14 protein-coding genes are annotated in these 14,344 nt (G+C 70.6%); 8 read left to right on the top strand and 6 right to left on the bottom strand.

The window, feature by feature from the left end; genetic code table 11:
• The first annotated feature begins 49 nt into the window (after window positions 1-49).
• Window positions 50-1,069: an Lrp/AsnC family transcriptional regulator gene (locus AC07FN_RS15395; RefSeq protein ID WP_478396202.1), complete on the top strand. Its 1,020-nt coding sequence runs from the start codon at window positions 50-52 to the stop codon at window positions 1,067-1,069.
• A gap of 32 nt (window positions 1,070-1,101) precedes the next feature.
• Here the strand turns inward: AC07FN_RS15395 and AC07FN_RS15390 are convergent, their stop codons facing one another.
• Window positions 1,102-2,307 carry a M20 metallopeptidase family protein gene (locus tag AC07FN_RS15390; RefSeq protein ID WP_478396201.1) on the bottom strand — a complete coding sequence of 402 codons (1,206 nt, stop codon included), beginning with the start codon at window positions 2,305-2,307 and terminating at the stop codon, window positions 1,102-1,104.
• An 18-nt stretch (window positions 2,308-2,325) separates the two neighbouring features.
• Window positions 2,326-3,600 carry an MFS transporter gene (locus AC07FN_RS15385; RefSeq protein ID WP_478396200.1) on the bottom strand — a complete coding sequence of 425 codons (1,275 nt, stop codon included), beginning with the start codon at window positions 3,598-3,600 and terminating at the stop codon, window positions 2,326-2,328.
• 105 nt (window positions 3,601-3,705) lie between these two features.
• Between AC07FN_RS15385 and AC07FN_RS15380 the strand changes: the two genes are divergently transcribed.
• Window positions 3,706-4,740: an Lrp/AsnC family transcriptional regulator gene (locus tag AC07FN_RS15380; protein WP_478396199.1), complete on the top strand. Its 1,035-nt coding sequence runs from the start codon at window positions 3,706-3,708 to the stop codon at window positions 4,738-4,740.
• Here AC07FN_RS15380 and AC07FN_RS15375 read toward each other — a convergent pair.
• Complete coding sequence (locus AC07FN_RS15375; protein ID WP_478396198.1) at window positions 4,737-5,945, bottom strand: PucR family transcriptional regulator; 1,209 nt, start codon at window positions 5,943-5,945, stop codon at window positions 4,737-4,739. The genes AC07FN_RS15380 and AC07FN_RS15375 overlap by 4 nt on opposite strands.
• Window positions 5,946-5,980: 35 nt before the next feature.
• Complete coding sequence (locus tag AC07FN_RS15370) at window positions 5,981-6,829, bottom strand: acyl-CoA thioesterase (RefSeq protein ID WP_478396197.1); 849 nt, start codon at window positions 6,827-6,829, stop codon at window positions 5,981-5,983.
• Between the two features lie 98 nt (window positions 6,830-6,927).
• Between AC07FN_RS15370 and AC07FN_RS15365 the strand changes: the two genes are divergently transcribed.
• Window positions 6,928-7,647, top strand: a complete 720-nt coding sequence (locus AC07FN_RS15365; RefSeq protein WP_478396196.1) for a GntR family transcriptional regulator — start codon at window positions 6,928-6,930, stop codon at window positions 7,645-7,647.
• A 247-nt stretch (window positions 7,648-7,894) separates the two neighbouring features.
• Here the strand turns inward: AC07FN_RS15365 and ligD are convergent, their stop codons facing one another.
• Window positions 7,895-8,890 carry a non-homologous end-joining DNA ligase gene (gene ligD / locus AC07FN_RS15360; RefSeq protein WP_478396195.1) on the bottom strand — a complete coding sequence of 332 codons (996 nt, stop codon included), beginning with the start codon at window positions 8,888-8,890 and terminating at the stop codon, window positions 7,895-7,897.
• A gap of 178 nt (window positions 8,891-9,068) precedes the next feature.
• Between ligD and AC07FN_RS15355 the strand changes: the two genes are divergently transcribed.
• The 4 genes from AC07FN_RS15355 (at window position 9,069) to AC07FN_RS15340 (ending at window position 11,791) form a co-directional block, all read left to right on the top strand.
• Complete coding sequence (locus AC07FN_RS15355) at window positions 9,069-9,815, top strand: DsbA family protein (RefSeq protein WP_478396194.1); 747 nt, start codon at window positions 9,069-9,071, stop codon at window positions 9,813-9,815.
• Window positions 9,812-10,441, top strand: a complete 630-nt coding sequence (locus AC07FN_RS15350; RefSeq protein ID WP_478396193.1) for a vitamin K epoxide reductase family protein — start codon at window positions 9,812-9,814, stop codon at window positions 10,439-10,441. The genes AC07FN_RS15355 and AC07FN_RS15350 overlap by 4 nt, the downstream gene beginning before the upstream one ends.
• A 94-nt stretch (window positions 10,442-10,535) precedes the next feature.
• Window positions 10,536-10,976, top strand: coding sequence for an ATP-binding protein (locus tag AC07FN_RS15345; protein ID WP_478396192.1), 441 nt, complete (start codon window positions 10,536-10,538; stop codon window positions 10,974-10,976).
• Window positions 10,973-11,791 carry a SigB/SigF/SigG family RNA polymerase sigma factor gene (locus AC07FN_RS15340; protein ID WP_478396191.1) on the top strand — a complete coding sequence of 273 codons (819 nt, stop codon included), beginning with the start codon at window positions 10,973-10,975 and terminating at the stop codon, window positions 11,789-11,791. Before AC07FN_RS15345 ends, AC07FN_RS15340 begins: the two co-directional genes overlap by 4 nt.
• 73 nt (window positions 11,792-11,864) lie before the next feature.
• On the opposite strand, the gene AC07FN_RS15335 is transcribed toward AC07FN_RS15340, so the two are convergent.
• Window positions 11,865-12,629, bottom strand: coding sequence for a M23 family metallopeptidase (locus AC07FN_RS15335; protein ID WP_478396190.1), 765 nt, complete (start codon window positions 12,627-12,629; stop codon window positions 11,865-11,867).
• Between the two features lie 766 nt (window positions 12,630-13,395).
• Between AC07FN_RS15335 and AC07FN_RS15330 the strand changes: the two genes are divergently transcribed.
• Entirely contained in the window at window positions 13,396-14,301 is a 906-nt protein-coding gene (locus AC07FN_RS15330) for a sulfite exporter TauE/SafE family protein (RefSeq protein ID WP_478396189.1), read from the top strand.
• The last annotated feature ends 43 nt before the right edge of the window (window positions 14,302-14,344 follow it).

Genomic DNA, 14,344 nt, shown 5'->3' with positions numbered 1-14,344 from the left:
CAGGAAAAAGCGCGAGGGTTGGAGGGCGATGCAGGAAAAGGATCGAGAGTTGGACGAGCTGGACCGCTCGATCCTGCACGCGCTGCAGATCTCACCCCGCGCCTCGTGGACCGAGGTGGGCCGGGTGCTGGACGTGGACGCGGTCACCGCGGCGCGGCGCTGGGATCGGCTGCGCAGCACCGGCCGGGCCTGGACGACCTGCTATCCCGGGGTCCGGCTGATCGACGCGATCTTCACGGCTTACGTCGAGGTCGACGTGCAGTCCGGCCGGGCGATGGAGGTGGCCCGGACGCTGGCGACCTACCCGCAGGTGGCCACGGTCGAACACCTGGCGGGAGGCCGGGACCTGCTGATCATGGTGTTGGTCCAGGACCTCGGCGCGCTGTCGGAGCTGGTGTCCGAGCGCATCTCCGCGCTGCCCGGCGTCGCCCGCACCCGCGCCGCGCTGGGCACCCGGGTGTTCACCGAAGGCTCCCGGTGGCGGCTGCGCAGCCTCACCGCCGCCCAGCAGCGGCAGCTGGCCCGGCCGGCCGCCGACCGGCCGCGCGCCGAGCTCGACGAGCACGACCACCGGCTGATCACCGCCCTGTCCCGGGACGCCCGGGCGCCCGCGGTCGAGCTGGCCCGGGAGACCGGGCTGAGCGCGCCGAACGTCCGCCGCCGCATCGCCGGGCTGGCGCACCACGGCGACGCCGTGCTGCGGTGCGAGGTCGCCCGCGGCCTCACCGGCTGGCCGATCGCGGCGACCCTCTGGGCCAGCGTGCCGCCCGGCGAGCTCGACAAGGTCGTGCAGGGCCTGAGCGCCCTGCCCGAACTGCGGATGTGCTCATCGGTCACGGGCCCGCACAACCTGCTGTTCACGCTGTGGCTGAAGTCCGTGGCCGACCTGGCGCGCCTGGAAGCGCTGCTGGCCGACCGCCTGCCCCAGCTGCACCTCGTGGACCGGGCGGTGACGCTGCGCATGGTGAAGCTGATGGGCAGGCTGCTCGACGAGGACGGCCACGAGTCCGGCTGCGTCCCGATCAACCCGTGGTCCCCGCCGAAGCAGCTGCCGGACCCCCGCAGGTAATGGCGGCACCGAATCGGCACCGCCCCTGCGGGTCAGTTGCCCGACTGCTGGCGTTGCACCGCCAGCGCCGCGTATGCGACGGCTCCGTCGCCGAGGACTGCGTCGTCGAATCGGGCTCGGGGCGAGTGGTTGTTCGGCGCGTTCGCCACATCGAGGTCGTCCGGGCAGGCGCCGAGGGCGATCATCGCGCCCGGCACCTCGTCGAGCACCCGGGAGAAGTCCTCGGAACCGGCGACCGGGTTGGGCGCCGGGGCGAAGCGCTCCTCGCCGTGCAACTCGCGCAGGGTGTCGGTCACGAACGACGTCTCGGCCACGTCGTTGACCGTTACCGGGTACAACTCGACGAACTCCGCGTCCAGCTCGGCTCCGTGCGCGGCCGCGATGCCTTCGCACACCTGGATCGAGCCGTCCTTGACCACCGCCTGCGCCTGCGGCGAGAACGACCGGACCGTCGCGGCGAAGGTCACCTCGTCGGGGATGACGTTCTCCTGGGTACCGCCGTGGATCATGCCCACCGTCAGCACCACCGGGTCGAAGATGTCGAACCGCCGGGTCACGAACGACTGGAGCGCGGTGACCATTTCGCACGCCACCGGCACCGGGTCCACCGCCCGGAACGGCGCCGAACCGTGCCCGCCGCGCCCGCGGACGGTCACCCGCAACCGGCTCGACGCCGAGAGCATCGGCCCGCCGCGAGTCGTGAACACCCCGCGCTTGATCCACGACGACATCACGTGCAGGGCGTAGGCCGCGTCGGGCTTGCGGCCGTTGGCGTCGAGCAGCCCCTCTTCGATCATCCGCGCCGCGCCGTCGTAGCCCTCCTCCCCCGGCTGGAACATGAACACCACATCGCCTGAGAGCTGATCCCGGCGCGGGGCGAGCAGTTTCGCCGCGCCGAGCAGCATCGTGGTGTGCAGGTCGTGCCCGCAGGCGTGCATCCGCCCGTCGCCGGCGGCGAAGTCCAGCCCGGTCTCCTCCGCGACGGGCAGCGCGTCCATGTCCCCGCGCAGCAGCACCGTCGGACCGGGTCGGGCTCCGCGCAGCACCGCCGTGACGGAGCTGACCGATTCCCCGGTGGACACCTCCAGCCCCAGACCGTCCAATTCGGACAGAACCCGTTCCTGGGTGCGCGGCAGCTGCAACCCCAGCTCCGGAATCTGGTGCAGGCCGTGGCGGATCTGCACCAGATCCGGGTGCAGTGCACGGGCATCGTCGAGCAAGGTCGACAAGGAAGTCATGGCAATCCTTCTCCGAATTCAGTCCTGTTTGAACAGCGCGGTGCCCACCAGCGCGATGACGGCGACGGTGGCGGCCACCCAGGGCACCGCGGCGAGGTACCCGGCCGCGCCGAGGCCTTGGGCCAGCAGCGGGAAGGTGCCGCCGAACAACGCGATCGAGAGGGTAGACGGGACGCCCATGCACACCACCCGCACCTCGACCGGGAATCCGCGCGCGGACAGCACGTTGGCCAGCGCGATGGTCGGCGCGACGCCGAGCACCAGGTAGAGGGTCGTCACCGCCCACACCGGCAACCAGCCCTGCGCGAGCGCCGTCATCAGCGGCACCGTGCACAACGCCAGCAGCACCAACCCGATCCGGAACACCCGCATGCCGCCGAAGCGGTCCCCCAGGATCCCGAACAACGCCATCGCGGCGATCAGCAGCAGCAGGCTGGGAATCATGCTCAGGTTCGAGCTCGCGGCCGGCGCCGCACCGACCTGCGTCGCGTACTCCGGCATGTAGGTCGTGCCCAGGTAGTAGCCGACCGTCACCCCGGTGGTCATCAGGAAGACCGCGACCATGTTCCGCATGTGCCCGGCCAGCTTCGGCCGCTGCGCTTCGCGCTTGCCGCTCTCGAACTCGCCGCTCTCCGCCGCGATGCTGCGCACCCAGAACGCCAGCACGCCGAACACCGCCGCGATGACGAATCCGATCCGCCAGCCGCCGTCCATGACACCGGGCTTGCCCATCACGAGCAGCAGCACGCCCACGACCGCGAAGCACAGGATGTTGCCGATGATCACGCCGCTGTAGGACAGGGCGCTGAACAAGAACTTGCGGTTCGACGGTGCCGTCTCGCTGATGTACGCGGCCACGCTGGGCGCTTCCCCGCCCATCGCGACGCCCTGCAGCGCCCGCAGCAGCACCAGCAGCACCGGAGCCGCGACCCCGATCGACGCCGCAGTGGGCAGCAGCGCGATCAGCAGGCTGCCGAGGCAGATGGCGATCATGCTGACCATCAGCGCGAACCGGCGGCCTCGCGCGTCTGCGAGCCGCCCCAGCAGGTAGCTGCCGAAGGGCCGGACCACGAAGCTCACCGCGAAGCCCGCGTAGGCGGCCAGCAGCTTGATCAGCTCGTTGTTCCCAGCGAACATCTGCGACGCGAAGTACGGCGCCAGCACCGCGTAGATCGTCCAGTCGAAAGACTCGACGACGCCGCCCACCGTCCCGGCGAGCAGCTCCCGGCGCCCCTTCGCCGGGGCCGCCGATCTCCCTGGTCGCGTTGTCGGGGTTTCGTCCACCTGCGTCACGCTCACCTCCGAGGTGCTTTCGTTCGGAGCAGCGTGCGACCCGGCGGCAAAGATCGATAGAAACCCGCGCGAGAATGCACGGAAAAGCTCGAAGGGCAGGTCCGGATGCACGAAACGTCACTCGACGAGCTGGACCGCTCGATCCTGCACGCGCTCCAGATCTCGCCGCGCGCCACCTGGACCGAGATCGGTGGCGTGCTCGGCGTGGATTCGGCCACCGTCGGGCGGCGCTGGGAACGGCTGCACGCGGCGGGTCTCGCCTGGACGACCTGCTACCCCGGGATGCGGCTGGCCGGCTCGATCTGCATGGCCTTCATCGAGATCGACGTGCGGTCCGGCCAGCAGGTGGCGGTCGGCCGCGAGCTCGCGACCTACCCGCAGGTGATCACCGTCGAGCACATGGCGGGCGGCCGGGACCTGCTGATCACCGTGATGATCCGGGATCTCGGCGCGCTCTCCGAACTGCTGTCCGACCGCATCTCGCCGCTGCCGGGCGTCGTGCGCACCCGCGCCGCGCTGGGCACCAAGGTCTTCACCGAGGGATCCAGCTGGCGGCTCCGCGCGCTGACGCCGTCCCAGCAGCGCCGACTCGCCCGCCCGACCGCGACGGACCTGCCGCCCGCGACCGACCTCGAAGAACGCGACCGAAGGCTGATCACCGCGCTGTCCCGGAACGGCCGGGCGACCGCGGTCGAGCTCGGCCAGGAGACCGGCCTGAACGCGCCCAGCGTGCGCCGGCGGCTGGCCGGGCTGACGCACAACGGCGGCCTGTCGCTGCGCTGCGAGATCGCGCGCGACCTGACCGACTGGCCGGTCTCGGCGAGCCTGTGGGCGAGCGTGCCGCCCGGACAGCTGGACAAGGTGGTGCAAGGCCTGCGGGCGCTGCCCGAACTCCGGCTGTGCGCATCCGTCACGGGCCCGCAGAACCTGCTGTTCACGGTGTGGCTGAAGTCGGTGGCGGACGTCGGCCGCCTGGAAGCGCTACTCGGCGACCGCCTCCCCCAACTGCAGCTGGTCGACCGAGCGGTGGCGCTCCGGCAGGTCAAGCTGATGGGCAGGCTCCTGGACGGCAACGGCCACGCCGGGGGCTGCGTCCCGATCGACCCCTGGCTACCCCCGAAGTCCCTGCTTCCCGCCTAATCCCGCAAGCCGTCGCGGAGGCGCAGCGCGGACAGCGCCAGCGACAGCGACACGTACGCCGAGCGGCCGTAGAGGGGCTGGCCGATCAGCGACGTGATGCGGTGCAGGCGGTTGAGGACCGTGTTGCGGTGGCAGTGGAGGCGGACCGCCGCGTTGGCCGTCGAGCAGTTCTCCTCCAGCCACGCCGCCAGGGTGTCCAGCAGCATGTCGCGTTCCTTGACCGGCAGCTCCAGGATCGGACCCAGCTGGGACTCCAGCATCCGCTGCGCCAGGTCCGGCGACTGCACCAGCAGCGCCTCCGGATACCGCTCCTCCAGGGTCACCAGCTCCGCGGCGCCGTACGACGAGGTGCCCAGCGTGGTGAGCGCGAGCTGGTGGGCGAGCCCCACCTCCGCGAGACCGCGCACCGGCGGCGACACCGCGACCCGGCCGCGCGCCAGCGGTCGCAGCGCGTCCAGCGCGAGGTCCTTGCTCCGCTGCTCCAGCGCCACCAGGCCCACCAGCGAATCGGCGCGCACCTGCCACACGGAGCGGAAGTGCAAGGCGCTCAAGGCGTCCTGGTGCCCGCGCAGCGCGAAGCCGCCGTCGCTGGTCAGGTCGGCGACGATCGCCAGGTACCGCCCGCCGGTGGGCAGGTCGAGCTCCTTCGCGGTGCGCTGCGCGAAGGCGATGTCGCGCGCGCGACCCGCGAGCAGGTCCTCGACCATGGCGTGGCGCCGCTGGTCGTCGCGGCGCAGCCGCTCCAGCTCGGTGTTGCGGTAGGACGTCGACAGCGTCGAGGACAGGCCGTCGATGACCGTCCAGATCGACGTCGCGACGCCCAGCACCGAGTCGGGGTCGGCGCCGTCCTGGTGCGCCTGGTCGACCAGCGCCTCCCAGGCGATCCGGCCGCCCAGCCGGAACGTCCGCAGCATCACCTCCAGCGGCACGCCCTGCTCGGCGCGGCGGCGGCCGATCGCGGCCGCCACGTCGTCGCCGTCCGGCCCGGCGACCTCGCCGCTGAGGATCTGCAGGATGCGTTCGAGGTACTGCCGGCAGCCCTCCCAGAGGTCCTCCTTGGGAACGGGGCTGTAGTCGGTCCACTCCGGGTTGTCGGTGAAGATCGCGGCCATCAACCGCTCGGTGAGAGCGGGCACGTCGGCGAGGCGAGCCCGGGCCAGCGCGTGGGTGACTTCGGCGGCGGAGCCGGCAGGATCTGCTACCACACCCAGGAACGATACCGGCCACCCGTTGCCCGGCCTCACCGCTCGATTCTCAGTAGTCCCTCCTGCGCGACCGTCGCCACGTGGCGGCCGGAACGGTCGAAGACGTTGCCGCGTCCAAGCACCCGACCGCCCGCCGCAACCGGGCAGTCCTGGTCGTAGAGCAGCCACTCGTCGGCGCGGAGGTCTTCGTGGAACCACATCGCGTGATCCAGACTGGCCAGCTGCAGCCCCTTGGCGTGCCGGTCGACGCCGTGCAGCAGGAACACCGGCTCCAGCAAGGTCATGTCCGAGGCGTAGGCCAGCGCGCAGGCGTGCAGCAGCGGATCGTCCGGCAGCTTCTCCGGGGCGCGCATCCACACCAGGTGCCGGGAGGCGTCGCTCGGCTCGACCGGCGGCGGGTACGGCGGGTCGTCGACGTGGCGGAGCTCGATCGCGCGGGGCTTGCGCCACCAGTCCGGGACCGGCACGTCGGAGTCGGCGAAGCGCTCGTGCAGCGGCAGCAGCTCCTCGGGCTCGGTGGCCCGCGGGAATTCCGCCTGGTGCCGCACGCCGTCGCGGCCGCGCTGGAAGGAGACCAGCGCGGTGAAAACCTCGACGCCGTCCTGGCGGGCGATCACCCGCCGCGCCGAGGTGGCCCCGCCGTCCCGGATTCTGTCCACTGTGTACTCGACGAGGTCGGTCGGGTCCGCGGGCCGGACGAACAGCGCGTGCATCGAGTGCACCGGCCGGTCGTCGGCGACCGTGCGCCCCGCCGCGGCGATCGACTGGGCGAGCAGCAGCCCGCCGAACAGGCGGAGCTTCGGCATCGGCTGGGTGCGGCCGAGGAACCGGTCGGCGTCCGGCTCGGCCAGGTCGAGCAGGTCCTGCAAGCGGGGTACGTCCATGACTCGAATCAACTACGCACAACTGGTGGTATCAAGTTGCACGTGACAGGCGACACAACCGGCGGATCAGGGGCGGCCGAACGGTGATCGAGGCTGCGATGCGCGCACGCTCCCCCCGGCTTCCCGACGAGCTGGCCGGCCGGCTGCGGGAAGGGATCATGACGGGCCGGCTGCGGCAGGGCGATCACCTGCACCTGGAGCGGCTCGCCGAGCAGCTCGGCGTCAGCGTCACACCGGTCCGGGAGGCGCTGCTGGCCCTGCGCGGCGAGGGCTTCGTCGACCTCGAACCGCGCCGCGGGTTCACGGTGGCACCGCTGAGCCGGCAGGACTTCGAGGACGCGCACCGGCTGCAGGCCACCATCGCTGGCGAGCTCGCGGCCCGCGCCGCGCGCCAGATCGACGCCGAGCGGCTCGCCGAACTCGGTGCCCTGCTGGAGGAAATCCAGATGGCGAGCCAGTTCGCGCTGCTCGACATGGGCGAGCCGGTGACCCGCTTCCACGCCGTGATCTGCCGGGCCGCCGAGTCGCCGAAGCTGGCCTGGTTCCTCGGCATCGCGGTGCGCTACACGCCGCGCAACACCACCGCAGACGTGCCGGGCTGGCGGGAGATCGCGGTGGCCGACCACCAGAACCTGCTCACCTCGCTGCGCCACCGGGACCCCGCCGGCGCCCGCGCCGCGATGCACCAGCACATCACCCATACCGGACAGTTACTGATCCATCACCTGCAGCAACTGGGCTTGTGGTCGGAGGCGCCCGAAAACCCATCCCCACCAGGGAGTTCCGCATCACACCTGGAACATGGCGAAGGTCGCTAACGTTGGACCCCCTCGTGGCGACACCCCAGGTGAGACGCCAAACGTGGCGTTCGCCGCATTCGCCTTTTCTGTTCCTACGCGAGATTCCGGGGGCCCCAGCCATGCAGAGCAACAGCCGCACCTTCGTGTCGGTTGTCGGAACGGTGATGATGGTCGTGACGACCGTTCTGCTCGCTACGTGGAGCCCCCCGCAATCGGAAACACAGGTGAATCCGGCGGCGAACCAGGCCACGATCGTCCTGGACCACTAGGTCTCCCGGACCACGTCCTGCGGGCGCTTGTCGTTGCGCAGCCCCGAAAAGCGCGGGTGCCGCAGCTTCCCGTCGCCGGTCCACTCGGTGAACCCGACCTGCGCGACCAGCTCCGGCGCCACCCAGTGCGCGCCGGGCTCGGTCACCGGGTCGGCGAACGGTGAGCGCTCGCGGGCCAGTTCGTCCAGCCTGCCGCGCAGGTCCCGCAGCGTCCGCTCGTCGTAGCCGGTGCCGACCTTGCCCGCGTAGCGCAGCCGGGATTCCTGGTAGTAACCGACCAGCAACGCTCCGAAGCCGAACCGGGATCCCCTGGGATCGGTGTAGCCGCCGATGACGAATTCCTGGTCGGCGACGCACTTGAACTTCAGCCAGTCGCGGCTGCGCCCGCCGCGGTAGGGCTGGTCGGCGCGCTTGGCGATCAGGCCCTCCCAGCCGCGGCGGCACGCTTCGCGGAAGAACGCCTCGCCGTCGCCCGCGCGGTGCGCGCTGAACCGCAGTGGGTCGGTGAAGTCGAAGCACTCGCGCAGCAGGCGCTTCCGGGAGCGCAGCGACAGCCTCGTCAGGTCGACGCCGCCGAAGGCGATCAGGTCGAACACGTAGTAGTGGACCGCGACGCCGGTGCGGCGGGCCGCCCGCGGATCGGTGAGGTTGAGGCGCTTCTGCAGCCGCGCGAAGCTCGTCCGGTCGCCCTCGAAGGCGACCATCTCGCCGTCCAGCACGAACCGGCCGGCGCCCTGCGCGGCGAGCGCGTCGATGATCTCCGGGTAGGAGGCGTCGACGCGCTTGTGGTTGCGCGACCACAGCACCGGCCGGCCGCCGTCGCAACCGGCGATCACCCGCGCACCGTCGAGCTTGCGCTCGAAGATCCAGTCCGGATCGGAGAACCGGTGGTGGGTCAGCGTCGCCAGGGCCGGCTCGTGCCAGGTCCCGTCGGGCCAGGACCTCAGCAGGCCGCGTTCGGCATCGTCCAGGAGGCGCAGCGGATCGTTCATCGTTTGCGGAATACCCGCCGAATTCGTCGGCGCAAACCGGTTCAGCTGAGAGCCGGCTGTGAACGGCCTGTGAGTTGGACCCCGCGAGAGTTCCCAATCGGGTTAATGCGCGAAACTGGACGCGCCGTCCTCACCCGCAATACCAGCGGGCCCGACCGCCGAAGGTGAAAAGCACGCGATGTCGAAGAACCAGAATCCCGTGACCGCGAAGAGCGGGCTGTCCACGAACGTCATCCTCACCATCGTGGTGGTGGTCGTCGCCGTCGTGGTGATCGGAGGCGTGCTGCTGTTCAACCGCAGCGGTTCGGAGGACAACGCGTCCAGCACTCCCGCGGTGGCGGCCGAGATCCTGCGCAAGCCCGACAGCCACGTGCTGACCTCCGCGCCGGACAACAAGGTCACCGTGGTCGAGTTCCTCGACTACCAGTGCCCGGGCTGCCACTCGTACTACTCGGGGCTGACCAAGCAGGTCGAGAAGGACTACGCGGGCAAGATCACCTTCATCACGCGCAACTTCCCGCTCGGCATGCACCCGCTGGCGAGGCCGGCCGCGCAGGCCGCCGAGGCCGCCGGGGTGCAGGGCAAGTACAAGGAGATGTACCACGCCCTCTACGACAACTACGACGCGTGGGCGGTGGCGCCCGACGGCCAGAACATCAGCACCGACGAGGCCAAGGCGCGCGGGCTGTTCGACCAGTACGCCCAGCAGCTCGGCCTCGACCTGGCCAAGTTCCACCAGGACATGAACTCGCCGCAGGTCAACGCCAAGATCGACGCCGACGTCGCCGACGGTGAGAAGGCCGGGGTGCAGGGCACGCCGACGATCTTCATCAACGGCAAGGAGTTCGACGCGGGCAACATCCAGACCTTCCAGCAGCTCAACGACGCCTTCCGCGGCGAGGTCGACAAGGAGCTCGCGAAGTGACCGCCGCCCACGCCGTCGAGCCGGCCCCCGCCGAGCGATCGCACCCTGACGGCGCGCCGCGCGGCCTGGGCTGGCTGTACGTCGTGGGCGGCCTCGTCGGCTTCGTGGGATCGTTCGCGCTGATCCTGGAGAAGCTGCAGAAGCTGGCGAACCCCGGCTACGTGCCGACCTGCAGCATCAACCCGATCATCTCGTGCGGTTCGGTGATGGACAGCGCCCAGGCGGCGGTGCTCGGCTTCCCGAACCCGCTGATCGGGGTGGCGTCGTTCCCGGTGGTGGTCACCGCCGGGGTCGCGGTGCTGGCCGGGTTCCGGCCGCCGCGCTGGTTCTGGCTGGGCATGCAGCTCGGCACCACGCTGGCGGTCGGCTTCATCCACTGGCTGGTGGTGCAGAGCCTCTACGAGATCGGCGCGCTGTGCCCGTACTGCATGGTCGTGTGGGTCGTGACCATCCCGCTGTTCTGGTACACGACGCTGCACAACCTCGAGGCGGGCAACCTCGGCGGCGGCAAATCCATCGGCGTGGCGCTGCGCCGGTTCCACAGCGTGGTGCTCGCGGTGTGGTATCTGGTCATCGTGGTCCTGATCCTGCAGCGGTTCTGGGACTACTGGACCACCCTGGTGTAACCGGCGGGCCGTCCGTTTGTTCGGTCCGGGCCTCGGGTACCAGGTGACTGTGAGTGAGGTGTGCGCCGCACCGACCGAGACGAGGTGGCCCGGGATGAGCGTGGAACGCGAGCTCGCGCACGTCGAGCCGGAGACAGCCGCGGCGAATCTGGTCGAGGTCCGCATCGCGGCCGAGCCCGCCCAGCTGGCGGTCATGCGGGCCGTCGTAGGTGATCTCGCGATGCGCGCCGACTACGACGTCGACACCATCGCCGACCTGCGGTTGGCCGTGGACGAAGCGTGCTCGTCGCTGGTCCGGCTGGCCGCCCCGGCCGCGACGCTCGTCTGCCGGTTCCGCCTCGCCGGCGACCGGCTGTCGGTCAGCGCCGAGGTCATCAGCGACGATGCGTTCGGGCCCCGCAAGGACACCTTCAGCTGGCGCGTGCTGAGCGCGTTGGCCGACGTTGTGTCAACCTCGGTCGAGTCGGATCCGGCTGCCAACGGCAGCCACCTGGTGCGGATCGAGTTGACCAAGGGACGGACGGCCCACGTGTGAAACGAGCGGACTCCAAGCCGACGGCACACTCGCGCAACGAGCGCTACGACCGGCTGGCGCCGCTGTTTCGCGAGCTCGCGAAGCTGGGCAAGGAGGACCCGCGCCGCAGCGCGCTCCGCGAAACGCTGGTGACCGAGCACCTGCCGGTGGCCGAGCACATCGCCCGCCGCTTCAGCCATCGCGGCGAGTCGCAGGAGGACCTCGCCCAGGTCGCCACGCTGGGGCTGATCAACGCGGTGGACCGCTTCGACCCGGAGCGCGGCGTGGACTTCCTGTCCTACGCGGTGCCGACGATCATGGGCGAGGTGCGCAGGCACTTCCGGGACACCGGCTGGGCGGTGCGGATGCCGCGCCGGCTGCAGGAGCTGCACCTGTCGGTGTCGGCGGCGATCGCCCGGCTGTCGCAGGAGCTGGGCCGCGCGCCGACGCCGAGCGAGCTGGCGAAGCACCTCGGGATCGGCACCGACGACGTCTACCGAGGCCTGGAGGCGGGCAATGCCTACCGCAGCGCCTCGCTCGACGAGTTGCTGACCGACACCGACGAGATCCCGCTCGGCGACGCCATCGGCTCCGACGACGCCGAACTGGCCGAGGTGGAGAACCGCGAGATGGTCCGGCCGCTCCTGCAGGACCTACCGGACCGGGAGCGCCGCATCCTGGTGATGCGCTTCTTCCGCGGCATGACCCAGACGCAGATCGCCGAGCAGATCGGCATCTCGCAGATGCACGTCTCCCGCCTGCTGGCGCGAACCCTCGGCTTCCTCCGGCAACGCCTGGAGGAAGACCAACCGGCCGAAACCGCCGCCGAGCAGTAGCCGGATCCGGAAGTGGGGAAGCCGCCCGGGACCCGTCGGGGGTTTCGGGTCCCGGGCGGCTGCTCGGGGGGCACTACAGGGAGATGCCGCGTTCCTTCAGCCAGGGCAGCGGGTTGATCTTGGTGCCGCCCTCGTGGACCTCGAAGTGCAGGTGCGGGCCGGTGGACTGGCCGCGGTTGCCCATCGTGGCGATCTTGTCACCGGCATCGACCTGCTGGCCGACGCTGACGTCGATGGTGTTGATGTGCCCGTAGACGGTGATCGTGCCGTCGTTGTGCTGCACCCGGATCCACAGGCCGAAGCCGCTGGCCGGGCCGGCCTCGATGATCTTGCCCGCGGCCACCGAGCGGATCGGGGTGCCGATGCTGTTGGCGATGTCGACGCCCCGGTGACTGGTGCCCCAGCGGGCGCCGAAGCCGGAGGTGAAGGTGCCTTCGGCGGGCTTGACGAAGCTGCGCGCCTTCCGCTGCCGCTCCTCCTCGGCGCGCTTGGCCTCGGCGGCGGCCCGCTCGGCCTCCGCGCGGGCGGCCTCGCGCTCGTGCTCGATCGCCTCGCTCTTGTCGATCTTCTCGCCCTCCTCGGCCGAGTCGATCGGGGACTCGGCGGCGAGCAGCCGGACCGCGGCGGGGCTCTCGGCGGTCCCGGTGACGGCGAGGCTCAGGTTCTTCGAACCGACGAGCCGCTTCACGGGCTGGTCGACCTCGGAGTCGGCGCTGGCGACCATCGGCTGCCCCACCGCGGCGAAGGCGCCGCCGGCGACGACGGCCGCGACGACCTTGCTGCGAACCGGGAGGGCGGCCTTCGGGGGATCGCCGTCCTCCTTGCGGTGCTTGCCCATCTTCACCTTCCGTCTCGGGGGGATCCGGTCGCTGCCCCGCCGGGGGATTGCGGGGTGGCCGCCTCTTCGGGGGATGAGGCATGCCCTGTGACCGAACCGTGACGTACGAGCCGCGAACGTAGCTGAGGGTTATCAGGAGACGCAACCATTGACCCGTTTGGCGGTAAGCATCGGCACTTACACCACTCAATCAGTAACACTGAGTGGTTCATGAAGATGACCATTCGATAACGGCCGAGCCGGAGATCGCCGATTCGGCCGAACCCGCCGGGCGCCCCACTCGAAACGATCAAGGCACCGATCGTTTCCGCTGGTCCAGAATGAAACGATCAGACCTGAATGCCGCGCACCGCCCGCAACGCCACCCCGGCACCCGCCCCGTCGAGTCCACAAAGGACACCGCGCCGCGCCGACACCTGAACTGACGCGATCACCCGATCGACAAGATCAATCGACCCCGAAAGTGGCCTTCGGCACACGAAGCGCGAAACCGCGCCGCAACCTTCCCGCAGTTTGAGAGCAGTGCCGCTCGATCGCGGGATCTGTTTCACTGTCCCGCATGACGCCCGGTGATCAGTGGCGGCTGCTCGTGCAGCGCCTCCACGTCGACCTGCTCCGCGTCACCTCCGCAGGGTGTCGGTGCGCGCGGTAGACCCGCCCGCCTCATCGCCCCACCCCGAACCGGATCTCGCCCGGCTGCGCAGCGCCGCATCGCGGCCCGTCGCGCGCCCGCCCCGGTACTCACGCACGCACCTACGGAGACATCGTGCAAGCATTCCTGATCTTCGCCATCGGCGGTTTCGTCGCGCAGCTGGTCGACGGCTCACTCGGCATGGCCTACGGGGTGACGTCCACGACGATCTTGCTCACCGCCGGCCTGACGCCGGCCCTGGCGTCGGCATCGGTGCACCTCGCCGAGCTCGGCACCTCGGTCGCCTCCGGCCTGTCGCACTGGAAGTTCGGCAACGTGGACTGGAAGGTGGTGCTCACCCTCGGCGTGCCGGGCGCCGTCGGCGCGTTCCTCGGCGCCACCGCGCTGAGCAACCTCTCCACCGAGGCCGCCGAGCCGTGGATGTCCACGATCCTGCTCGCGCTCGGCCTCTACGTGCTGCTGCGGTTCGCGATCCGCCCGATCCGGCGCCGCCAACTCACCGGCGTCAGCCCTAAGCTGCTGGCCCCGCTCGGCCTGGTGGCCGGGTTCGTGGACGCCACCGGTGGCGGCGGCTGGGGCCCGGTGGCGACGCCGACGCTGCTGAGCACCGGCAAGGTCGAGCCGCGCAAGGTGATCGGATCCGTCGACACCAGCGAGTTCCTCATCGCCGCCGCGGCGAGCCTGGGCTTCCTGACCTCGCTGTCGCACCAGGAGCTGTCCTGGACCACGGTCGGCGCGCTGCTGCTGGGTGGCGTGCTCGCCGCGCCGCTGGCGGCCTACCTGGTGCGCATCGTGCCGATGCGGCTGATCGGGGTCGGCGCCGGCGGGCTGATCGTGCTGACCAACGCCCGGACGCTGATCAAGAACTTCGAGCTGCCCGCCCCGTCGCCGGCCATCATCTACGCGGTGATCGTCGTGGCCTGGGTCGCGGCGCTGGCGTACACGGTCCGCGTGATCCGGGCGGAGCGGCGGGCGACGACCGAGGTCGACGAGCAGGCGGCCGAGCCGGTCGGGCACTGAACCGAGCCGCCTCCGGACGGTGAAGGTTTACCCACGTGCCGTA

Source organism: Saccharopolyspora sp. NPDC045941 (assembly GCF_056431445.1).
This window is presented reverse-complemented; position numbering and strand designations above follow the sequence as displayed.